The sequence below is a fragment of the Enterococcus sp. 2G9_DIV0600 genome (assembly GCF_002140615.1).
In the GTDB taxonomy this organism is placed as follows: Bacteria; Bacillota; Bacilli; order Lactobacillales; family Enterococcaceae; genus Enterococcus_D; species Enterococcus_D innesii.
The window spans coordinates 543,412-565,907 of record NZ_NGLL01000001.1; the positions used below are offsets into that span (position 1 = coordinate 543,412).

General features: G+C 43.9%; 21 protein-coding genes and 1 other annotated feature. Of the genes, 15 read left to right on the forward strand and 6 right to left on the reverse strand.

Going from position 1 to position 22,496, the window contains the following annotated elements; all coding sequences use genetic code 11:
* Positions 1–66 precede the first annotated feature (66 nt).
* The 7 genes from A5870_RS02615 (at position 67) to A5870_RS02645 (ending at position 9,957) form a co-directional block, all read left to right on the forward strand.
* Positions 67–1,854 (forward strand): glycoside hydrolase family 13 protein, encoded by a 1,788-nt coding sequence (locus tag A5870_RS02615; protein WP_034872136.1) that lies wholly within the window; start codon positions 67–69, stop codon positions 1,852–1,854.
* A gap of 304 nt (positions 1,855–2,158) precedes the next feature.
* Positions 2,159–3,211 (forward strand): aspartate-semialdehyde dehydrogenase, encoded by a 1,053-nt coding sequence (locus A5870_RS02620; RefSeq protein ID WP_081117864.1) that lies wholly within the window; start codon positions 2,159–2,161, stop codon positions 3,209–3,211.
* 122 nt (positions 3,212–3,333) lie between these two features.
* Entirely contained in the window at positions 3,334–5,016 is a 1,683-nt protein-coding gene (locus A5870_RS02625) for a ribonuclease J (protein ID WP_010749981.1), read from the forward strand.
* Between the two features lie 242 nt (positions 5,017–5,258).
* A complete protein-coding gene (locus A5870_RS02630; RefSeq protein WP_015510327.1) occupies positions 5,259–6,698 on the forward strand; it encodes an MFS transporter in 1,440 nt (479 codons plus the stop codon).
* A gap of 198 nt (positions 6,699–6,896) precedes the next feature.
* Entirely contained in the window at positions 6,897–7,580 is a 684-nt protein-coding gene (locus tag A5870_RS02635; protein WP_005233945.1) for a metal-dependent hydrolase, read from the forward strand.
* 37 nt (positions 7,581–7,617) lie between these two features.
* A complete protein-coding gene (locus A5870_RS02640) occupies positions 7,618–8,949 on the forward strand; it encodes a DRTGG domain-containing protein (RefSeq protein ID WP_005228249.1) in 1,332 nt (443 codons plus the stop codon).
* A 54-nt stretch (positions 8,950–9,003) separates the two neighbouring features.
* Positions 9,004–9,957, forward strand: coding sequence for a DHH family phosphoesterase (locus A5870_RS02645; protein ID WP_086291707.1), 954 nt, complete (start codon positions 9,004–9,006; stop codon positions 9,955–9,957).
* Between the two features lie 140 nt (positions 9,958–10,097).
* On the opposite strand, the gene dapD is transcribed toward A5870_RS02645, so the two are convergent.
* Genes dapD through dapA form a run of 3 tightly spaced genes read right to left on the reverse strand, consistent with a single transcriptional unit; the run spans position 10,098 to position 12,474 of the window.
* A complete protein-coding gene (dapD, locus tag A5870_RS02650) occupies positions 10,098–10,811 on the reverse strand; it encodes a 2,3,4,5-tetrahydropyridine-2,6-dicarboxylate N-acetyltransferase (protein WP_086291708.1) in 714 nt (237 codons plus the stop codon).
* Between the two features lie 12 nt (positions 10,812–10,823).
* Positions 10,824–11,579: a 4-hydroxy-tetrahydrodipicolinate reductase gene (dapB, locus tag A5870_RS02655; RefSeq protein ID WP_086291709.1), complete on the reverse strand. Its 756-nt coding sequence runs from the start codon at positions 11,577–11,579 to the stop codon at positions 10,824–10,826.
* A gap of 13 nt (positions 11,580–11,592) precedes the next feature.
* Positions 11,593–12,474 carry a 4-hydroxy-tetrahydrodipicolinate synthase gene (gene dapA, locus A5870_RS02660; RefSeq protein WP_086291710.1) on the reverse strand — a complete coding sequence of 294 codons (882 nt, stop codon included), beginning with the start codon at positions 12,472–12,474 and terminating at the stop codon, positions 11,593–11,595.
* 221 nt (positions 12,475–12,695) lie between these two features.
* On the opposite strand from dapA, the gene A5870_RS02665 reads away from it, so the two are divergent.
* The 8 genes from A5870_RS02665 (at position 12,696) to A5870_RS02700 (ending at position 20,284) form a co-directional block, all read left to right on the forward strand.
* Positions 12,696–13,865, forward strand: a complete 1,170-nt coding sequence (locus A5870_RS02665) for a M20 metallopeptidase family protein (protein WP_005228259.1) — start codon at positions 12,696–12,698, stop codon at positions 13,863–13,865.
* A gap of 4 nt (positions 13,866–13,869) precedes the next feature.
* Positions 13,870–15,186, forward strand: coding sequence for a diaminopimelate decarboxylase (lysA, locus tag A5870_RS02670; protein ID WP_086291711.1), 1,317 nt, complete (start codon positions 13,870–13,872; stop codon positions 15,184–15,186).
* Positions 15,187–15,209: 23 nt separating this feature from the next.
* Positions 15,210–16,043 carry a diaminopimelate epimerase gene (gene dapF / locus A5870_RS02675; RefSeq protein ID WP_077452097.1) on the forward strand — a complete coding sequence of 278 codons (834 nt, stop codon included), beginning with the start codon at positions 15,210–15,212 and terminating at the stop codon, positions 16,041–16,043.
* 93 nt (positions 16,044–16,136) lie between these two features.
* Positions 16,137–16,371, forward strand: a binding site (T-box leader).
* A 50-nt stretch (positions 16,372–16,421) separates the two neighbouring features.
* On the forward strand, positions 16,422–17,276 hold the full coding sequence (locus A5870_RS02680) for a MetQ/NlpA family ABC transporter substrate-binding protein (RefSeq protein WP_086291712.1): 855 nt from the start codon (positions 16,422–16,424) through the stop codon (positions 17,274–17,276).
* A gap of 12 nt (positions 17,277–17,288) precedes the next feature.
* Positions 17,289–18,314, forward strand: coding sequence for a methionine ABC transporter ATP-binding protein (locus A5870_RS02685; protein ID WP_086291713.1), 1,026 nt, complete (start codon positions 17,289–17,291; stop codon positions 18,312–18,314).
* On the forward strand, positions 18,307–18,966 hold the full coding sequence (locus A5870_RS02690) for a methionine ABC transporter permease (RefSeq protein ID WP_016609383.1): 660 nt from the start codon (positions 18,307–18,309) through the stop codon (positions 18,964–18,966). Before A5870_RS02685 ends, A5870_RS02690 begins: the two co-directional genes overlap by 8 nt.
* 183 nt (positions 18,967–19,149) lie before the next feature.
* Positions 19,150–19,482 carry a zinc ribbon domain-containing protein YjdM gene (locus A5870_RS02695; RefSeq protein WP_086291714.1) on the forward strand — a complete coding sequence of 111 codons (333 nt, stop codon included), beginning with the start codon at positions 19,150–19,152 and terminating at the stop codon, positions 19,480–19,482.
* A 94-nt stretch (positions 19,483–19,576) separates the two neighbouring features.
* Positions 19,577–20,284 (forward strand): zinc metallopeptidase, encoded by a 708-nt coding sequence (locus A5870_RS02700; protein WP_005228270.1) that lies wholly within the window; start codon positions 19,577–19,579, stop codon positions 20,282–20,284.
* A 56-nt stretch (positions 20,285–20,340) separates the two neighbouring features.
* On the opposite strand, the gene A5870_RS02705 is transcribed toward A5870_RS02700, so the two are convergent.
* From A5870_RS02705 to A5870_RS02715, 3 genes are all read right to left on the reverse strand, one after another.
* Complete coding sequence (locus A5870_RS02705; protein ID WP_005228272.1) at positions 20,341–21,030, reverse strand: hypothetical protein; 690 nt, start codon at positions 21,028–21,030, stop codon at positions 20,341–20,343.
* On the reverse strand, positions 21,020–21,505 hold the full coding sequence (locus A5870_RS02710; RefSeq protein WP_005228274.1) for an RNA polymerase sigma factor: 486 nt from the start codon (positions 21,503–21,505) through the stop codon (positions 21,020–21,022). Before A5870_RS02710 ends, A5870_RS02705 begins: the two co-directional genes overlap by 11 nt.
* A 298-nt stretch (positions 21,506–21,803) precedes the next feature.
* The gene (locus A5870_RS02715) at positions 21,804–22,496 is read right to left on the reverse strand and encodes an HAD family hydrolase (protein WP_005228277.1); all 693 of its coding nucleotides are present in this window, start codon (positions 22,494–22,496) and stop codon (positions 21,804–21,806) included.

Here is a 22,496-nt window from a genome sequence, read left to right on the forward strand (position 1 = left end):
TTTCTCTTGTTTTGACTTCTGATTTGTGCGACAATGAGTATATCAAACAAGTCAAAGGAGTCTGCTATGAATACTACTGCCATCTATCATCGTCCCGAAAGTGAATTTGCGTATTTGTACGAGAAGGATAAAATGCATATCCGTTTGCGTACCGCCCGTCAAGACGTCCGCCATGTCCAGCTGCTTTGCGGTGATCCTTACACACTGTATAAAGAAGCGTGGTACCAACAAAGAATTGAAATGCAAAAAATTCTTTCCACGGACTTGCATGATTATTGGCAAGTATCGGTCGGAGCAGAATTCCGCCGTTTGTCTTACGGCTTTTCCATCGAAAGTTACGATGGGTTGCATGTCTTCTATGGGGATCACGGGGTCTACCCCTTTGAACAGCAATATTTAGAAATGAACAACAATTATTTTCGGATGCCTTACTTCCAAGAAGCCGATCGTTTCAAAATTCCCGAGTGGGCGAAAGAAACGGTTTGGTATCAAATTTTCCCTGAGCGCTTTGCGAACGGGGATCCATCAAATGATCCAGAAGGTGTATTGCCGTGGGGCTCAAAAAATCCCGATCGCCAAGACTTTTTCGGTGGGGATCTACAAGGGGTCATCGATCATTTGGATTATCTTGTCGATCTAGGGATCAATGGGATCTATTTCTGTCCGATTTTTGAGGCCTATTCGAATCACAAGTATGATACCATCGATTATTTGGCCATCGATCCTGCTTTTGGTGATAACGATACCTTTAAACGATTAGTGGAGGAATGCCACAAACGCGGCATCAAAGTTATGTTGGATGCTGTTTTCAACCATATGGGGGATACTTCGCATCAATGGCTAGATGTCATTAAAAACGGCAAAGATTCGCCGTTTGCTGATTGGTTCCACATCAATGAGTTTCCTGTCAACTACAAAGAAGGGGAAAACTTTGAAGACGCTTATGACATCACTTATGATGTTTTTGCCTTTACGCCGCATATGCCGAAACTCAATACGGAAAATCCCGATGTGCAAGATTATTTGTTGAAGATCGCTCGTTATTGGATCGAAGAATTTGATATCGATGCTTGGCGCTTGGACGTGGCGAATGAAGTTAGTCACTTCTTCTGGAAAAAATTCCGCCAAGTGTGTGATGAGGCCAAAGATGATTTTTATATCCTTGGGGAAATTTGGCATTCTTCTCAACGCTGGTTACAAGGCGACGAGTTTCATGCAGTGATGAACTACGCCTTTACGGATGCAATCATTGAATATTTTGTCAAAGACGAGATCTCTATGACGAAAATGGTTTCGGAATTAAATAACCAGCTGATGTTGTATCGGGAGCAAACCAACCAAGTGCAGTTCAATATTTTGGATTCTCATGATACCCCGCGTTTGTTAACTTTGGCTCGGGGAGACAAAGACTTGATGCGCCAAGTGATGGCCTTTACGTATCTGCAACAAGGCGTTCCTTGCCTGTATTACGGCGATGAGATTGGTTTGACCGGCGATATGGACCCGGATTGCCGTAAATGTATGATTTGGGATGAGGAAAAGCAAGATCGTGATTTGCTGCATTTCACCCAGTCATTGATCAAACTACGCAAAGACAACCAAAAAGTCTTATCTGAAGGTTCCTTGAGTTGGAACTGGGTTTCGGAAGAAGATGGTCTGATCATTTTTGAACGAGAGTTGGGGGCACAGCGGATCATCGGTATTTTCAACACTGGCGAGGACCAACTTACACTCTCTCGTCCTGATTCAATTTTGATGGAACAGTTTGTCCAACTGGAAGATGAGACGATGATCATCGATAACAAAGGCTTTGCTATCGTGAAAGTAAATAACGAAGAATCGAATGAAGCATAAAAATGAGGCAAGAATTGCATATGCAATTCTTGCCTCATTCAATGTTTTGGGTATTTTTAATTTCCCCATGCACGTTGGAAAGAATCTTCCCCAAAATTCCTTCTGTCGGTATTATATCCTATAACACCTAAATGTGACAAATGATAACCCTTAAATATAGGTAGTTTTTTACCGAAACGGGGAAAACGATTGAAAATTTAGATAGTTCTGCCTTCTTTTTGCGCTTCTTTCCACGAAAGGTCTTTTCTTTTTTACAAGATATGATAAACTAGTAAAAATGTATTTTTATTCGAGGAGTGATTTGATGAGTACAGGGTATCACATAGCAGTTGTCGGAGCTACCGGCGCAGTAGGAACAAAAATGATTGAGATGTTGGAGAAGACCACGTTGCCGATCAAAAAAATAACGTTGTTGGCATCCAAACGTTCTGCTGGTAAGACCCTTGTGTTCAAAAATGAACCGCTCGTTATTCAAGAGCTGACCGCAGATTCCTTTGCGGGAGTCGATATTGCATTGTTCAGTGCCGGTGGTGGCATTTCAAAACAATTTGCTCCAGAAGCAGTCAAACACGGTGCAGTCGTAATCGACAATACCAGTCATTTTCGGATGGATCCGAATGTTCCTCTAGTCGTTCCTGAGGTGAATCCTCATGCATTAGCGCAACATAAAGGAATCATTGCCAATCCGAATTGTTCAACGATTCAAATGATGGTGGCATTAGAACCGATTCGTCAAAAAGTCGGTTTATCGAGGGTCTTGGTTTCAACATATCAAGCAGTTTCCGGTGCTGGTGCACAAGCCTTGGCTGAATTGACTCGTGAATCTCAAGAATTATTAGCCGGCAAAGCCGCTGATGAACTAAACCCTGAGATTTTACCAGCAGGCAGCGACAAGAAGCACTACCCGATCGCGTTTAATGCCTTGCCGCAAATCGATGTTTTCGCCGAAGAGGATTATACTTACGAAGAGTGGAAAATGATCAATGAAACGAAGAAGATCATGGAAGATACGCAGATCAAAGTAGCAGCTACGTGTGTGCGGATCCCTGTGTTTAGCGGTCATTCAGAGTCGATTTATATCGAGACCAAAGACCATGCTAGTGTTGAGGAAGTCAGACAGTGGATCAGCGAAGCGCCAGGAGCTGTCTTGCAAGATGATCCGAGTCAACAAGTGTACCCGCAAGCTTTGACCAGTGTGGACAAAACAGAAACCTTTGTTGGTCGGATTCGCAAAGATTTGGATGTCGAAAACGGCTTGCATTTATGGGTCGTTTCTGATAATTTGCTGAAAGGTGCGGCATGGAACTCCGTTCAAATCGCCGAAAGCTTGCATCAGCAAGGATTAGTTCATGTGTAAACCATAAGTTTTTCAGAAAAGTGTGGTGAATGCCACGCTTTTCTTTTTTTTGTTGTATAATAATAGGGACGGCTTATGCTTGGGAAATAATACAGTAGAAAAAAATTAAGAGGTGAATAAAAGTGGAAACGATAAAAATCATTCCTCTTGGCGGTGTACGCGAAAACGGAAAGAACATGTACATTGCTGAAGTTGGCGAGGATATATTTGTGCTGGATTGCGGTGTCCGTTATCCAGAAAATGAATTATTAGGGATCGATACAGTGATTCCAGACTTCACATATTTAGAAGAAAATGCCGACCGTGTGGCGGGTGTCTTCTTGACCCATGGGCATGCAGATGCGATTGGTGCATTGCCTTATTTCTTGGAGAATATCCAAGTACCGGTCTTTGGGACCGAGTTAACGATCGAACTAGCAAAATTGACCGTGAATAAAAATGAAGCTACCAAGCGCTTCAAAGATTTTCATGTGATCGATGAACATTCGGAGATCGACTTTGGTCATGCGACCATCAGCTTTTTCCGTACGACCCACTCTATCCCTGATTCTGTTGGGATCAGCGTCAAAACAGAAGCTGGCAATATCGTTTATACAGGAGATTTCAAGTTTGACCAAACAGCGATCCCTATGTATCAAACCGATTTTGGCCGCTTAGCGGAAATTGGAAAAGAAGGAGTCTTAGCATTGCTAAGCACGTCTTCAAATGCCGAAAATCCAACGCCGATCGCTTCTGAATTGACGATCCAAGATGAAGTTTATGACAATATCCGTTACTGGGAAGGTCGGATCATCGTCGCTAGCGTTGCTAGCAATTTACAACGGGTGCAACAAGTATTAGATGCGGCGTTTCGTTCTGATCGCAAAGTCGTTTTGACCGGGCAAGATTTTGGTCGGATCATTAAAACGGCCATGAAGTTAGGGAAATTAAAATTACCAGCCGAAGACTTGCTGATCACCCAAAAAGAAATGAAAAAATACTCAGACGAACAGTTGCTGATTTTAGAAACAGGTCGCATGGGTGAACCAATCAAAGCATTGCAAAAAATGGCCAACGGCTCTCACCGGACGCTGCGTATCAAAGAAGGAGATCTTGTTTACATCACAACGACGCCGACAACGGCAATGGAAACGGTGGTTGCGAAAACGGAAGATATCATCTATCGCGCTGGCGGTACCGTGAAACAGATCTCGGATAATTTCCGTGTTTCTGGTCATGCCAACCCGAATGATCTGCAGCTGATGTTGAATATGATGAAACCGAAGTACTTTATCCCTATTCAAGGCGAGTACCGCCAATTAGCCGCCCATGTGGACTTGGCGCAAGAGGTCGGAATTCCGATGAAAAATATCTTCATTACTGCACGTGGAGATGTGTTAGAATACAAAAAAGGCGAAATGCTTGCCGCAGGTGCGGTCCCAGCGGAAAACGTCATGATCGATGGGATCGGTGTCGGTGACATTGGGAATATCGTCCTGCGAGACCGCAAAGTCTTATCTGAAGACGGAATCTTCGTTGCGGTAGTGACGATCAATCGTCGCGAAAAGAAAATTATTTCTGCACCACAAATCACTTCTCGCGGATTCGTCTACGTGAAAGCCAGTCGCGATCTGATTCGTGAAAGTGGCGAGATCGTGGAAGAAATCGTAGAAAAACACCTTCATGATGAAGAGTTTGAATGGAGCAAATTGAAACAAGATATCCGTGATCGTTTGAGTCGTTTCTTGTTTGAACAAACCAAACGCCGTCCAGTCATCTTGCCGGTCATCATGGAATCAAGCCAAAGAAATCGCAACCGTAAATAATTCGTTTTGACCTACTGACAAAAGTAGGTGAAAGAATAGCCGTTTGACGGCCGATTTCTTTTCACCGAAGCTTTTGTCTTTTTTTATGTAAGAAAACAGGTGGCGGTTTTTTTACAAAATGACCCTTATTTTGGTCGTGATGAGCAGATAAGGATTGACGGCGAATGGATTTCGATCAATAATACAAAGTTGTCCCCCTAAGACTAGAGGAACAAAACAAGCAAAGAGAGGATGGTCGATTTGTGAATAGTTATCAAGAAAATCCCGTAGTACAACAGAGAAAGTGGTGGATTCTCATTGCTGTTTCGATGTTTACCTTTATGTCAACACTGGATGGGAGTATCGTAAATATCGCTTTGCCCACGATCTCGGCAGATATGGGTGTCCCTATGAATCAAGCGGAGTGGGTCGTATCCGTCTACTTGATGATCGTTTGTGCCTGCCTTTTGTTATTCGGTAAGGTAGGGGATAGTTGGGGCAAGATCAAAGTATTCCGCTTGGGGATGCTAATTTTTATTATCGGTTCGCTGTTATGCGGGTTTAATCATTCCTTAGCATTTCTGCTATTTGCCCGAGTCGTGCAAGCGATCGGTGCCAGCATGACGATGGCGACAAATACCGGAATCATTACTGAAGTTTTTCCTATGAGTGAACGAGGACGTGCCTTAGGGATGATTGGTGCCTTTGTTTCGTTAGGATCCATCGCCGGTCCTGGATTAGGCGGAGTGATTTTGGCGCATTTTTCTTGGCCGTTTATTTTTTGGATCAATGTTCCAGTCGGTATTCTGACGATGATTGCTGGAGAAAAGGTGTTGCCAAAAGATATCACCATGAGTCATGATTCCATCGATAAAACCGGGTTTGTGCTGTTTTCAATTGCAATTATCAGCTTCTTCGGCGGCATTTTTCTTGGACAAGAGCGTGGCTTTCTAACGTGGCTGCCGCTGCTGTTGGTGGGGATCGCCTTAGTGGCATTCATCGTCTTTTTGCGAGTAGAAGCGCGTGTGAGCAAACCGCTGATTACCTTTGGGATCTTTCGTAATAAAATTTTCACCATGAGCCTGATCACGGCGTTGCTGATCTTTTCTGCAAACTTTTTTGTCAATGTCGTGATTCCCTTTTACTTGCAAAGTGCCCGAGGCTTAACGCCGAGTGTGGCAGGAATGCTGATGATGGTCTTTCCTTTGATGATGGTCATCGGTTCACCACTTAGCGGCTATTTGACGGACCGTGTAGGACCGGAGATCTTGGTCTTAGCTGGCTTAGCGTTGCTGTCCATCACTCAGCTGATGTATATGTTTATGAATCAGCATACGCCGATTTGGTACTATGTCGTCGCTACTGCCATCATGGGGTTAGGCAATTCGTTGTTCCAATCCCCCAACAATACGATGGTGATGAGCAGCGTCACCAAAGAAAATCTTGGGGTGGCAGGTAGTCTAAATTCCTTTGCCCGTAACTTGGGCATGGTCTTAGGGATATCCTTAGCAACGACGATTCTTTATGCCGCAATGAGTCAAGCCTATGGGAAGCATGTGACGACCTATATCGCAGGTCGGGCAGATATTTTTGCCTATGGCATGAAAATCACCTTCTTTGGGGCGTTCCTTCTTTGTATCACAGCGTTATTCTTAACAGTCTGGCGCATCTATAAACAAGGCGGACGTAAGAAAACGCTATGATCGCTTGAAGTCATCAGGTCGAACTGTTCTATTCCTTATTCAGAAAGGGTAGAACAGTTTTTTTATTTTTCTTGACAAGAACCAGAAAAAGGACGGATGTATTAAAGTTGCCAGAATTTGTGCTTTTGGATTTCTGGCGTTATCTGTTATAATGAAAAATATTAGACTGTATTACTTAGATGGAAAGGGGAATGTTGTATGAAACTCACGTATCACGGACACTCAGTGCTTGCTATCCAATTAGCGGATGGCCAAAAATTGTTGTTTGACCCTTTTATTACTGGAAATGCTCTGACTGATTTGGATGCAGAGACAGTAGAAACCGATTGGCTTTTGATCACGCATGGTCATAGTGATCATATTGGGGATATGGTGCCGATCGCCAAAAGAAACGAAGCGCCAGTGATCAGTGTCGTTGAAATTTGCCGCTATGCAGCCCGCAAAGGCGTTGCTGAGACGCATGGCATGAATATGGGAGGCTCTTTTGAGTTTCCGTTTGGCAAAATCTCAATGGTGGAAGCAAAACACAGCTCTGGTCTTGAAGAAGACGGCACGATGATCTATATGGGCAATCCAGTGGGGATCATTTTAGAAGCAGAAGGCAAAACCATCTACCACGCTGGCGATACTGCCCTCTTTAGCGATATGGCGATGATCGGTGAACGTTTCGACATCGATGTGGCGTTTTTACCGATCGGGGATAATTTTACGATGGGCGTTCAAGATGCTGCAACAGCAGCAGCGCTTTTAAATGCGAGCAAAGTAGTACCGATCCATTACAATACGTTTCCAATGATCAAGCAAGATCCGCAAACCTTCGTGAATTTATTGCCGGCAGGTGTGGGCCAAATCCTTGCAGTCGGTGAGACATTAGAAGTTTAAGCAACAGGAAGATTCGTAGTAGGAATAGGGGATAATTATGGCGACAAAACACGACTTGATTTTAGCGCATATCGAGAATCTGCCTGTAGGCGATCGCATCTCGGTGCGGGGAATCGCAAAAGACTTGAATGTCAGTGAAGGAACAGCCTATCGGGCGATCAAAGATGCGGAAAATATCGGCTTGGTTTCAACGATCCAGCGTGTGGGAACCATCCGTATCGAACGGAAACTAAAGAAACACATTGAAAAACTAACTTTCGGCGAAGTCGTCCAAATCATTGAAGGCGATGTTTTAGGCGGCGCTGCCGGTTTAGACAAAGACTTGAACAAATTTGTTATCGGCGCCATGAAGGAATCGGCAATGGAACGCTACATCACGCCTGGTTCTTTAGTGATCGTCGGAAACCGTAACGAAGTCCACAAGTTGGCACTGGAAGATGGCGCAGCCGTCTTGATCACGGGGGGCTTTGAAACCTCAGAGGAAATCTGTCGCTTAGCAGACGAATTGGAGCTGCCGATTTTACAAACGACCTATGACACCTTTACCGTGGCAACGATGATCAACCGTGCCTTGAGCGACCAGCTGATCAAAAAGGACATCATGCTGGTGAGTGACATTTATATGCCATTGGAAAAAACCAAGTATCTGCACACCTTCGATACGGTCAAGGATTACAAACTGCTTTCGGAGTCTACCAACCACTCCCGCTATCCAGTCGTCAACAAGAATATGCGGGTCGTTGGGATCATCACAGCCAAAGATGTCCTAGAAAAGCCTGACACGCAGATCATCGAACGAATCATGACCCGGGAACCACGGGTCGTAAAAAAAGAGATGAGTGTGGCCTCTGCCAGCCATCAGATGATTTGGGATGGCTTAGAAGTGATGCCCGTCGTAGCAGATGACCTTTCTTTGATCGGGATCGTTACACGCCAAGACATCATGAAAGCGATGCAGATGGTCCAACGACAAACACAAATTTCAGATACGATTTCAGACCAAATCTCGGGACAGATGCAAGTCATCGAACAAGATTTTGAAGGGAACAAATTGCCGCAGCCGCATTTCAGCTTTGCGGTGACGCCTCAAATGGTCAATGAAGTCGGAACGATCTCTTTTGGTGTCTTGAGTGAAGTGATCGCTAATACGGCAAAACGTACCATGCAGTTGAATCAACGGCGCAATAGTTGGATCGAACAAGTCAATCTGCATTACTTCCGTTTGATCCAATTAGAAAGCGAGATCATCATTCAACCGAAGATTCTAGAACTGGGGCGACGTTCGGCGAAAATCGATATTGAAGTATCGATCGAAAATTCCTTAGTGGCAAAAGCGATCGTGGTATGCCAAGTAATGGAACGCCCATAAATCATCGAAAACGGCACTTATGGAAAAATTTTAGAGAGAAAGTTGAGACCATTCATGAAGGTACAAGAAGAAATACTTGCAACAATCAAAGCATTCGACCGAATCATTATCCATCGGCACCAGCGCCCTGATCCAGATGCATTAGGATCACAAGTGGGATTGGCAGAAATTTTACGAGCTAGTTTTCCTAAAAAAGAAATCTATCAAGTCGGCGGACCCGTTGAAGGATTGGATTACTTGGCGCTGATGCAGACGATCCCTGATGATTTGTATAAAGGGGCACTAGTGATCGTTACAGATACGGCCAATGCTCCACGGGTCAGTGACCAACGCTATGATCAAGGGGCGAAATTGATCAAAATCGATCATCACCCTAATGATGAACCTTACGGAGAGCTGGTCTGGGTCAATACGAAAGCCAGCAGCTGTAGTGAGATGATCGTTTCATTTTGGCAAATGTTTCAAAACGAGCTGATGATGACGCAAGAAGCGGCTCGTCTGCTGTATGCGGGCATCGTTGGTGATACTGGACGGTTTTTATATCCGGCAACGACAGCGACAACCCTGCGCTTAGCGGCTGAACTATTGGATTACGGCTTTGATGCTCCGAAGATCAATCGGCAATTGGATCAAGTCTCTCGCAGTGTTGCCCGCCTTTCAGGGTATGTCTACGAAAACATCGAAATCGATGAGATTGGTGCTGGCAAAGTGATCCTATCACAAGAATTGCAGCAGCGTTTTGGCGTAGTGGATTCGGAAACCTCAGCAGTCGTTTCCTTACCAGGGAAAATCGATGAGGTGTTGGCTTGGGCGATCTTTGTCGAACAACCAGAAGGCTATTACCGAGTGCGGATGCGTTCGAAAGGTCCAGTGATCAATGAGATCGCCAAACGTCATCATGGCGGCGGACATCCCCTTGCCAGTGGAGCAAACGCAAAAGACCTTGAAGAAGTTGCCGTGATCTATCAAGAGATCCAAGCAGCAATCAAAGAATTTCAAGCAGAATAAACACTTTTACAAGCACATTTGCCAATAAAAAAGGGCGTGCCAAAAGCTTTCGGCACGCCCTTTTTTAGACAAAACGCAGCGCAGGCTCATCACTGAACCGGCACTGCGTTTTTTTGCTTATGTTTGAGAAAAAGCGCGGCTTAGCCCCGTAGATCGTCTAAAAATTCGGTTTTGCTTTTCGTTTTCTCGTCTTTCATTTTGATGACTTTGGCTGGTGAGCCAGCAACGACTGCTCCAGCAGGGACATCTTCAGTCACCACAGAACCAGCAGCGACGACTGCACCTTCGCCAACACGGACACCTTCAAGGACGACGGCATTTGCACCGATCAAAACATTGTCTTCTATGATGACCGGGCTTGCTGAAGGTGGCTCAAGAACGCCAGCCAAGACAGCACCAGCGCCAATATGGGCTTTTTTCCCAACGGTTGCCCGGGCGCCTAAAATCGCACCCATGTCGATCATGGTTTCTTCACCAACGACGGCACCAATGTTGATCACGGCCCCCATCATGATAACGACATTTTTTTCAATGATGGCTTGGTCGCGGATAAAGGCACCTGGTTCGATACGGGCATCGACTTTCGTCAAGTCCAACAAAGGGATCGCTGAGTTGCGGCGATCATTTTCCAGATAGTGATCGGTGATTTTGTCTTGGTGCGCGGTTAAAAACTCAGCTACTTTTTGACTGTCACCAACCACGAAATAGAAGGTGCCGTTACCAAACAATTGGATGCCATCTGCTTGGACGTCTCCAAGATCTCCATTGATATAGACTTTTACAGGTGTTTGTTTATTTGCTTCTTTGATATATTTTGCTAATTGATAAGGATCGGAAAATTGTAATTCTGTCATGAGAGACCACCTTTACTTGTCGATTAGATTTTGCATGGAATAAAAACCGGCTGGTTGATCGGCTAAAAATTCCGCTGCTTTTAGCGCACCATTGGCGAAGATTTCGCGGGAGAACGCAGTGTGTTTTAATTCAATGATTTCATCCTGCCCAGCATAGATGACAATGTGTTCCCCAGGGATCGTTCCGCCGCGAACGGCATGGATGCCCATCTGCTTGCGGTCATTTACTAGATCACTGCCTTCACGCCCGTAGAGATACTCTTTTTTTGTTTCGCAGCTGTCATTGATACTATCTGCCAACAGCAAAGCTGTACCGCTTGGTGCATCAAGTTTTTGATTATGATGCTTTTCGATGATCTCAATGTCAAAGTCAGCTTCTAATGCGGGGGTGATACTTTGTAGTGCTTTGATCAGTACATTGATCCCCAACGACATATTGGCAGAATAGAAAACCGGAATCACTTTAGCAGCTAACGGCAGCATCATCTGCGTGTCTTCCGTCAAACCAGTTGTAGCAACCACGATTGGCAGCTGCTGTTCGACACAATAGTTCAACAAGGCAGGCACATTGCTATAATGAGAAAAATCAATCACCAAATCGATTGGCTGCGTGATTTTTTCTGGACGATCATAGATTGGAAAAGGACCATCTAATTGCTCGGTACGATCCAAGCCGGCGGCCACTTCTAACTGAGGGTGCTTTGCGATCAGGCTTTGCAACACTTTGCCCATGCGACCGTTTGCACCGCTTAATAAAATCTGTTTCACCAAAAACTCCTCCTTACAGCAATCCGTAATTGGTCATTTCTTCTTCTAAATGAACGAGGGTCGCATCTTCTGGGACACCCAAAGGCAAACGATAATGCAATTCGCATTTGCCTAGCAAGGAGACCGCTGCTTTGATCGGCACAGGATTTACTTCACTGAAAATCGCATCGATCAACGGTTTTTGTCGCAATTGCTCTTTGATGGCGGCTTTTACATCACCATTTAAGAAGTCAGAAACGAGTTGTGCCGTTTGTTTCGGAGCGATATTGCCGATCGTTGAAATCACGCCAGAGCCACCTAAAGCTAGAATTGGGGTTACTTGATCGTCATTTCCTGAGTAGATCGCAAAGTCATCATCCGCAAGACGAGCGATTTCTGCGATTTGCGAAATGTCGCCGCTGGCTTCTTTGATGCCTTTGATATTAGGGATTTTTTTCAGTTCTGCCACAGCTTCAGGTGTTAAATTTAAGCCGGTTCTTGAGCTGACGGAGTATAAGATCACTGGCAGCTCAACGCTTTGACAGATTGCTTCATAGTGAGCGACTAAACTTTTCTTGGTCGCTTTGTTGTAGTAGGGTGTTACAACCAATAATGCGTCAGCACCAACGCGCTGTGCTTCTTTTGAAAGATGGATCCCATGTTGGGTGTTGTTGGAGCCTGTTCCGCCGATGACGGGGATTCGACCAGCAACTTGTTTTACCACCGCTTCGATCACCGCGATATGTTCTTCATCGTCTAACGTGGATGCTTCACCGGTCGTACCGCATGCAATGATTGCATTCGTTCCTTGCTGCACATGCCACTCCGCTAACTCCTTCAGCTTATCGAAATCCACCGAACCATCTTGAAGCATAGGGGTGATCAACGCAACGCCAGAACCTTTGAATATTGTCAAACTACGACACATCCTTTCAACCAATTTATTTTCGTTACTCTACGTATAAGTGTACCAAAACGAGGGGTAAAATTTTCAATAAAAATCGAAACATTTCGACAATTTATACTATAGATTATTCGAATTATATACTATAATATTAAACAATATCAATGAAAAACTGAATATTCGCTGGTTTTTATGGATATTTTTAAAAGGAATGAATAGAAAGGTGTTTTAACATGCAAGTATCGCAAGCAGTCAAAGAATTAACCGAAGACGTGGTTCGTTTTCGTCGTGAATTACATACAATCCCTGAATTAGGGTTAACTGAGTTCAAAACAAAGGAATACTTGCTGCGTCAGTTGCAATCCTTTGGAATCAAAGAAATCTATCCAGTGATTGAAACCGGCTTGATTGCGGTCTTTCGCAGCGATCGTCCAGGAAAGACACTGGCCTTTCGAACGGATATCGATGCACTACCGATCAAAGAAGAGACCGGTGTTTCTTTTGTTTCCAAACATGAAGGGAAAATGCATGCCTGCGGTCATGACGGCCATATGGCAACGATGCTAGGGTTTGCCAAATACTTAGCGACGCATCCTGAAGTGATTCGTGGAACGATCGTTTTGATTTTCCAACCAGCCGAGGAAAGCCCCGGTGGCGCTCAATTGATGATCGATGAAGGCATCTTACGAGATTTTGGCGTGGAAAAAATCGTGGGGCTACATGTCTTCCCAGACTTTCCCGAAGGAGTCATTGCGAGTCGGAAAGGTCCGATGATGGCCCGTAACGGCGAGATCAATCTAACGATCAACGGCACGAGTGCCCATGGTGCCCAGCCTCATCAAGGTCATGATGCCATTTTAGCTGCGGCTGCGATCATTCAAGGATTGCATTCGATCATTTCACGCAATATCAGCCCGCTTTCTGCTGGGGTCATCACTTTTGGGAAGATCCATGGGGGAGATGCGGAAAATATCATTCCCGGCAAGGTCGTTTTAAAAGGAACGATGCGGGCGTTTGAAGATGAAGTCTATGAAACGATGACACGCAGAATCACCACTGTCGCACAAGAAATCGCCAAAGGATATGATTGCACGGCGGATGTCGAATTCGAGCATCTTTATCGTGTCGTGGACAATGATCCTGAGATGGTGGAAGTATTGGAAAAAGTGGTCGGAGAGAGCTACCGAGAAACACCGCCATATATGTTGGCAGAGGATTTTTCGATGTACCAAAAGGAAATCCCCGGCGTCTTTTTCTTTGTCGGTACCCGAAATGAAGAAAAAGGTTATGTCCACCCTTTACACAGCAGCAAAATGAATTTTGACGAAAAAAATCTATTGCAAGGCATCGAATGCTACGTTCGTTTGATCGAGGCGTTGAACGAGCCGACAGACAAGGAGTAAAGCGATGGCAAAAGAAATCAAGAACAATCACTTATACATTGACGGTTGCGATACCGTTGAGCTGGCAAAAACCTTTGGAACTCCCCTTTACGTGTATTCCGTTTCGGAGATTCGCGAAGAATGCCAAAAGATTCAGGCGCAGTTTTTGACGCGCTACAGCAAGACACGGGCAGCATATGCCGCTAAAGCTTTCTGTACCACAGCGATGCTGCAAGTGATTAAGTCAGAAGGACTTTCATTAGACGTGGTTAGCGGTGGAGAGCTGTATACAGCGATCCAAGCTGATTTTCCAGCAGAACACATCGAGTTTAACGGCAATAACAAATCCATTGAAGAATTAGCAGCCGCCCTTGATTATGGCGTAGGACGGATCATCGTTGATGGCATTCAAGAAGTCGGCTTGATCCGCGCGTTATGTCAAGAAAAGCAAGTCGTTGCTAAAATTTTGTTGCGCATCACACCCGAGGTTTCGGTCAGCACCCATCAATTTATCTCGACCGGACAAAAAGATTCAAAATTCGGGATTCCTTTAGATGAAGAAATCTTATTTCCGTTAGTGGAAGAAGTGATTCAAGCACCTGAATTGGATTTCTATGGCCTGCATTTTCATGTCGGCAGTCAATTGTCGGACAATCGCTCACATCTAGCGGCAGTTGATGCGGCTTTGGCCCTTGTCCAAACTATTCATGAACGTTTTGATTATTGGATCAAAGAACTAAATGTTGGCGGCGGCTTTGGCGTTCGATACACAGATGCAGATATTCGCCAACCCTACAGCTACTTTTTAGATCCTGTGATGGAAAAAATCGACGCCTTTTATGCGCAGCACCAGAGCGAACGTCCGACCATCGTTATTGAACCTGGGCGCAGTATCGTCGCAGAAGCAGGCATTAGTTTGCACACCATCGGCAGTATCAAGACATTGCCGGGAATCAGAACATACGCCAGCATTGACGGTGGCATGACAGACAATATTCGTCCTGGTCTTTATCAAGCAACTTATACTGGGATCTTAGCCAACCGCGCTTCCGAAGCAGCGACACAGAAGATCACCATTTCTGGTAAAGCTTGTGAGAGCACAGACATCTTAGTAAAAGATCTTGCATTACCGCCCGTTGAAACTGGGGATCTGTTTGCTACGTTCGCAACAGGAGCTTACGGCTATTCGATGGCCAGCAGCTACAATAATTTACAGATACCCGCAGTCGTTTTTGTAGAAAACGGCCAAGCGGAATTAGCCGTTAAACGCCAGTCCTACGAGCAAATGCTGCAAAATGAAGTGGTTCCTTCGTTTCTAAAAGAGGGAACTTCCAGCAAGTAAAATTTTGAAAAGCAGGTGACAACATGACGATTCCTTATACAAAAATGCAAGGTGCAGGAAATGATTTTATCGTAATCGATAACCGCACATTGAAATTCTCCCGTGAACAACTGTCGCAATTTGCTGCTCAAGTTTGCCATCGGAAATTTTCTGTCGGCGCGGATGCAGTCATGGCAGTGGATTTCCCCACAGGAACCGCTGATTTTCGGATGCGGTTTTACAATGCTGATGGGACGGAAGCAGAAATGTGCGGCAACGGCGCTCGCTGTATTGCCCGTTATGCCTTTGAGAAGGGAATTGCTGGCGAGCAGATGACCATCGAAACAGTTGCTGGCGATGTCCCTGCATGGCGCTTGTCGGCAAAACACTACAAAGTAACCTTGAATCCACCGACCGTGACTACATTTGATCAAGCGTACCCGAATCCAACGGTTTCTTTCGTGGACTATGTGGAACTGGGTGATCCAGGAATCCCTCATGCGGTGGTTCACTATCCTGGTCTGGCAGAAACTGAGTTGGAACAGCTGGCTGAACTTGCCAAAGAGATACGCTATTGGGAGGTTTTCCCCAAAGGGGCCAATGTCAATTTCTATGAAGAAGACGAGAAGGGTGAGCTGATCGTTCGCACATATGAACGAGGGGTAGAAGGTTTTACCTATGCGTGCGGCACAGGATCTGGTGCCACTGCGTATGTCGTGACCAAACGTCACCAGCAAGCGGCAGCGAATGTCTTGCTGCACGTGTTAGGTGGCGAGTTAACGGTCGAAGTTGATGTCGATCAGGGCGCATTAGAATTGATCGGCGATGCGGTTATGGTCTCTGAAGGCTTGATTCTAGATGAGAATTTGGCTCTGTAAACACTGTGAAAATTATTGCAAAAAGATGATATTTTCGTGAAAAAAAGAATTGACATTCATTTGAGGCTATCGTATAGTTAAACACAAATTAAAAAACACGCGATGATAAGAAGAGTAAGTCAGTTTCGATTGGATCAGAGAGCTCGGATTGGTGAGAAAGAGCACAGCCGTTTGACTGAAGATGGACTTGGAGCGTTTGGACGTGAGCAAAAGCAAGCGTGCAGCGGGATTGCCCGATACAGCAAAGCAGTTAATAAACTGATAAGGTTGGCTGGTTCAGCCAATAAATTAAAGGTGGTACCACGAACAAGGTTGTTTCGTCCTTTCTCTATGATGGAGAAAGGACGTTTTTTTATTATAAAAAGGGGGAACAAAGAAATGAAACAGTTGAAAAAGGGAATCGTTGGATTAGTTGCTGCTGTCTTAATTACATTGGCAGCTTGTGGCAATACTAGCAGCACAGAGGATACGCAGTCTGGTGAAAACAGTGTAAATGCAGTGGAAGAAAAAGTCGTTGGAGTAGCGCCGGGACCATACGGGGACATGGTGACAGAGGTGATCTCTCCATTACTGGAAGAAAAAGGGTATCAACTCACGACCAAAGTGTTTAATGATTATATTCAGCCGAACAATGCCTTGGCGAATGGCCAAATCGATGCCAATTTGTTTCAACATACGGCTTATCTAGAAAAATTTTCGGCAGATAACCAGTTATCCCTTACGGCATTACAAAAAGTGCCCACACTGGGAATGGGCATCTATTCGAAGCAACTGTCCGGCTTGGATGAGTTAGCAGACGGGGCGACTGTTTCGATTGCCAATGATGCCTCAAATTTAGCTCGGACCTTGCAACTGTTAGCTGCCAATGAGTTGATCACCATCGCAGACAATATCGACGAAACGAAAGCAACAGTGAATGACATCGAAGAAAATCCGAAGAATCTGACTTTTAAAGAATTAGACGCAGCTCAATTGGCTCGTTCGTTAGATACCGTCGATTTAGCTTTAGTACCAGGAAACTTCGCTTGGGCGGCTTCTCTTGATCCTGCAGATGCTTTGGCGTTGGAGTCATTGAAAGAAGAATATAAAAATGTCTTTGTGGTGTCCTCCGAAGAAGAAGACAGTGATTTTGCTAAGGCAGTTACGGAAGTATTAGAAAGTGACGCATTTAAAGAAGCGATTGCCGAATCACCGTTCAGCAACTTTGATCAACCGAAATTTTGGACTGAGTAAGAAGGGGATCCTATGGCAAAAATAGAAGTGAAACAAGTATCAGTGGCCTTCACTCATAAAAAAGAAATCAAAAAAGCAGTGGATTCCGTTGATTTTTCCGTTCAAGCTGGAGAAGTATATGGGATCGTCGGATTGAGCGGGGCCGGGAAAAGTACTTTGGTTCGTACGTTGAATCTACTGCAGGTGCCATCTAGTGGTCAAATTCTGATTGATGGTCAAGACATCACGCAAGCTAAAGGCAAACACTTGCGTGAAGTACGACAAAAAATCGGGATGATCTTTCAGCATTTCAATCTGATCCATAATCGAACCATCAAGGAAAATTTAGCCTTTGCTTTGCGTGCTGGACATTATCCGCAAGAAAAGCAAGAAGCGAGGATCAAGGAACTGTTGGAAATGGTGGATCTGCCTCACAAAATTCACGAGTATCCGAATAATTTGTCTGGGGGAGAAAAGCAACGGATCGGCATTGCACGAGCGATTGCCAACGAACCTGAGATTTTGTTGTGTGACGAAGCTACCAGTGCGTTAGATGTTGAAACGACCGAAGAAATTTTGAAATTGTTGATCCGAATCAAGGAACAGACAGGCATCACCATCGTCTTTATCACTCATGAATTGGATGTTGCCCGTAAGTTTTTTGATCGGGTGGCAGTGATGGAAAAGGGGCGCATCGTTGAAGAACAAACGACCTATGGCTTGTTCAGTCAGCCTAAACAGCCTATTACGAAAAAACTGGTAGGCCGCTACTTGGATCTGACGCTTCCTGAAGAGATTCTAGCATCTTTCACGCAAGGCGACTTGCTGGAATTGCGCTACCAAGGTGAGTATACGTTAGAACCACTGATTTCGACTGTAGCGAAAGCCTACGATGTGTCGATCAATATCATCCATGGGAAAATTGAGTATATCAAAAAAGATGTGATCGGTATTTTGTATATCTATTTGACGGGACCCGACGAAGAAGCAGCAAAAGCCCGAGAACACTTAGCTGCGAACGTCTTTTCTCTAAGAAAGATAGGTGAGAAAAATGGCTGAAACGATTGAGATTTTAAAAACAAACCTGCCTCAAGCACTATGGGAAACATTCTTTATGGTGGGGACCTCAGCAATTATAGGAGTAGTTTTCGGCTTATTGATTGGATTAGTCCTATTTTTAGTCGGCAGTAACCTTTTTCATAAAAATATTTTCTTGCATCATCTGGCCGATTTTGTCGTCAATGCAATCCGTTCGCTGCCATTTTTGATCTTATTGATTACGCTGATTCCGTTATCAGCGATGCTGATCGGTGATCCTTATACCCCAGCGGGTGGTGCGATTGCTTTATCGATTGCCGCGATTCCTTTTTACGCCCGAATCGCTGAATCCGCATTTGCCGAAATCGACTATGGCGTCCTTGAAGCCAGCGTCGCTTCTGGAGCATCGACGAGACAGATCGTTCGCGAAGTGATTTTACCAGAAAGTCTGCCAGCTTTGATTCGTGGATTTGTGCTAACTTTGATCAGTCTTTTAGGCTACTCAGCGATGGTGGGAACAATTGGCGCAGGCGGCATTGGCGATTTAGCAATTCAGTATGGTTATTATCGCTATGAAACGGCGATTTTGATTGTGGTGATTCTCCTGCTGATTCTTCTGGTACAAATCATCCAGTGGGTCGGCGATGCTTGTGCGAATCATTTCTCAAAATAATACCCAACGTTTTGTAGTTCCTTTTCGAATACACTTGAGTTATCGCTTCTGTTATTACTCTACAGAAGCGATTTTTTTTACTTACAGGTCACTGATTTTTGGTTGCACCGCTAATGGTTTTTCGGTATGCTGATGGTGAGTTGTTTTTTTACAGCGAAAATTATATTTTAAAGGAGCAACACTATGACTCAAATTCCTAACTGTCCAAATTGCCAATCTGAGTACGCTTATGAAGACCGCGGGCTGTTTGTTTGTCCCGAATGCGGAAACGAATGGCAAGAGCAACAAGCGGCGGAAGAAGCACCCGTATATAAAGATGCCAACGGCAATATTTTAGTCGATGGTGATACAGTAACGGTCATCAAAGACTTGAAAGTCAAAGGCGTATCTGGCGCCATCAAACAAGGAACGAAAGTGAAAAACATCAAATTAGTCGAAGGCGACCACAACATTGATTGCAAGATCGATGGCTTCGGCGCAATGAAACTAAAATCAGAATTTGTAAAAAAAGGTTAAAAACAAAATCTTCCAGTCATCTTCATAATTTTTTCACCACTTTAATGGTAAAATAAGGTCAAAGATTAAAAGGGGGAATTTTATCGTGTATGGTATGGGCGGATACGGGTTCGGCTTTTTTTATGACCCGACTTTCATTCTTGTAATTATCGGTATGGTGATTTCACTAGCAGCGTCAGCGTACGTCAAAAGTACCTTTAACAAATATGACAAAGTCAGAAGTAAAAATAATATTACCGGCACAAAAGCGGCGCAGTACATCTTGCAAAGCCAAGGAATCAATAATGTGGGTGTGCAAGCGATCGCTGGTGATTTGACGGATAATTACAATTCTGGCAACAAAATGCTGAGTTTATCGCAATCCACTGCACAATCAACTTCGGTAGCAGCAATCGGTGTTGCGGCACATGAGTGTGGACACGCAGTCCAAGATGCCAAAGGTTATTTTCCTTTGCGTTTGCGTCATGCGATCGTACCGATCGCTAATATCGGAACCAGCATCTCGATCCCATTGATTTTGATTGGGGTCCTATTACGAGGATCGTTTCTGATCAACTTAGGCTTGTTGGCTTTCTCATTGGCGTTTATTTTCCAATTAGTGACCTTGCCAGTCGAGTTCGATGCCTCAAAACGGGCGATCCGTATTTTGGCAGATGGTGGCTTGTTAACAGAAGATGAAGTACCACAAGCAAGAAGAGTGCTCTTTGCCGCAGCGTTGACGTATGTCGCAGCTGCCGTAGCAACCTTATTGCAGCTCTTACGTTTGATTATTTTATTCGGTAATAACAACCGTCGGAATTAATCGACAGTATGACAGAAAAAAGACCAGCTCAGGCATCCTGAACTGGTCTTTTTTCGTTATTCTACTATTAAGTAAATGTAATAGACGTTTTCAATGCTTTTTAAATTTTCTTCGGACAAGTTATTTTCCATCACATCATATAATTTTAGGTCGCCACCTTGTGCAATATAAATCAAAGGAATCTCAACATTTTTTTTGATTTCTAGGGGATCTTCTTCAATGTGGTAGATTGCTCCCCCGGGAAGATCTTTGTCTTCTCCAAGAGAAATATACTGAAATGCCGTAAGATCTGTCGTTGTTTCTGATGCTCCGCCATTGGAAGATAAGTTTACGAGCAGCTTTTTTTCCCCTTTAGAAATACCAATCGTTAAATAACCGTTATAATTGCTTTTGGTATCTGTCATTAAGGAAGCAATCAACTTGTGGGTTGTTTTCTCACCTTTGTGATAGTGATCAAAGTAAACCGTCATCGCTTGAGCTTGGGTATTAAATTTTAGCTGCGAGCCAAAATCAAATAACAGTCTGGAAAGATCCATTTGATTTTCGACTTGAACTAGATGATTATCTGGAACACCCGCTATTTTTTCTCCTCGAAAAGGACCATAATTGTAATAGTTTAAATAAAGCCCCCCTGGTAGACCAATCAATACGAACAAAGACAGTACAGCAATAACAATTGTCCTACGTGTGTTTTTTAGTCGAGCTTTTTTCACGATTTTTTTAAATTCTTGATCTTTAATAGTCATGATTCTTTTCCTCCATTCTTTTTTTCAGTTGTTTTCTTCCTCGGTATAATGCTGTTTTGATGCTATCTTCCGAGCGATTCAGTAAGAAGCTTATTTCTTTTAAGCTCAAATTTTCTGCGTACTTCATGATCAAAAGGGTGGAGGTAGAAACGGGTAATTTTTGAAGTGCTTCATAAAGATCATCATCAGTTTCTTGCCAGTTGATACTAGAAGCAGTCACTGGCAAATACTGCCTGACGATTTCTCGCCGTCGCTTTGTTTGTTTATATAAAGTAAAGTAACCATTGATCCCCACACGAAATAGCCACGGACGAATCGCTTCTGCGGATAAGACCGAATCGATTTCAAGGATTTTCACAACTGCTTCTTGAGCAATATCTTCGGCATCCTGTTGAGAAGCGCCGAGGGACTGCAGGTAATGAACCAAGTCATTCGTTAACTGCAGTAAATAATGTTCGTAAGCATCCAAACGCATTTTTCTCCCTCCTTAACAATACAACAACTGAAAATAAAAAAAGTGAACATCTTTCAACTGGAAAAATCGAAAAAAATCGAGAAAACGTTAAATTAATCGATTGAGTTGTGCTTATTTTCTCAAAGAACAAAAAGAATGACAATGATTGGTTGGAGAAAATCTAGAAATTTCAGCAGAATGAGTAAGAACTAAACGAAAATGAAAAAAACTGCAGTGAAATGACACGTGTCTTCATGTCATTTCACTGCAGTTTTTTATAAAAGGAGATATGCATCTCAGTTGTTTTTAATAGAATCGCTTAAGAATTAATGGATATGACAGATAGGCACTCTGTCCAAAAATCAGTAAAATCTTTGATGGTTCCATCTTTATTTAGCTGTGCCTGTTCAAATACTGATTTATTCTTACCGAATGGATCAATTGCGATAATTGTTCCAATCCCAGCACGCTTGGCAGCAAGCAAACCTGAATAAGCATCTTCGATAACAAGACAATCTGCAGGAGCTAAGCCCAATTTGCCAGCCGCTTTAAGAAAAATATCCGGTTGCGGTTTTCCAGGAAAAGAGCCATCGTCATAGACGATCTTATCCCAATCAAACCAGCGAGCTAAATCGAAAGTATCAAAATAAAAAGCAACATTCTCTTTAACAGTAGCGGTGGCAATCGTTAATGGAATCTGCTGGTCAGTCAGCTGATCAAGAGTCGCTTCAAGCCCCTTTGTCAATTGGAGATCGTTCTTATTTTGCAAGCAAAGCATACGATAATAGCTTTCTTTTTCTTCTGACAATACGGCGATCTCAGAGGCGGTCAAATGTTCTGAAATGAAATGTTTTAAAATCTCCGTATTCGTTCGACCATGGATATTTTTTAAAATATCCTCATCTGATAAACCATTTTTTGTATGATCATGAATCATGTGCAGCCAAGCAGCTTCATGCAGATGAGAGTCCAAAAACATAGTTCCGTTGAAATCAAAAATAATCCCTTTCAT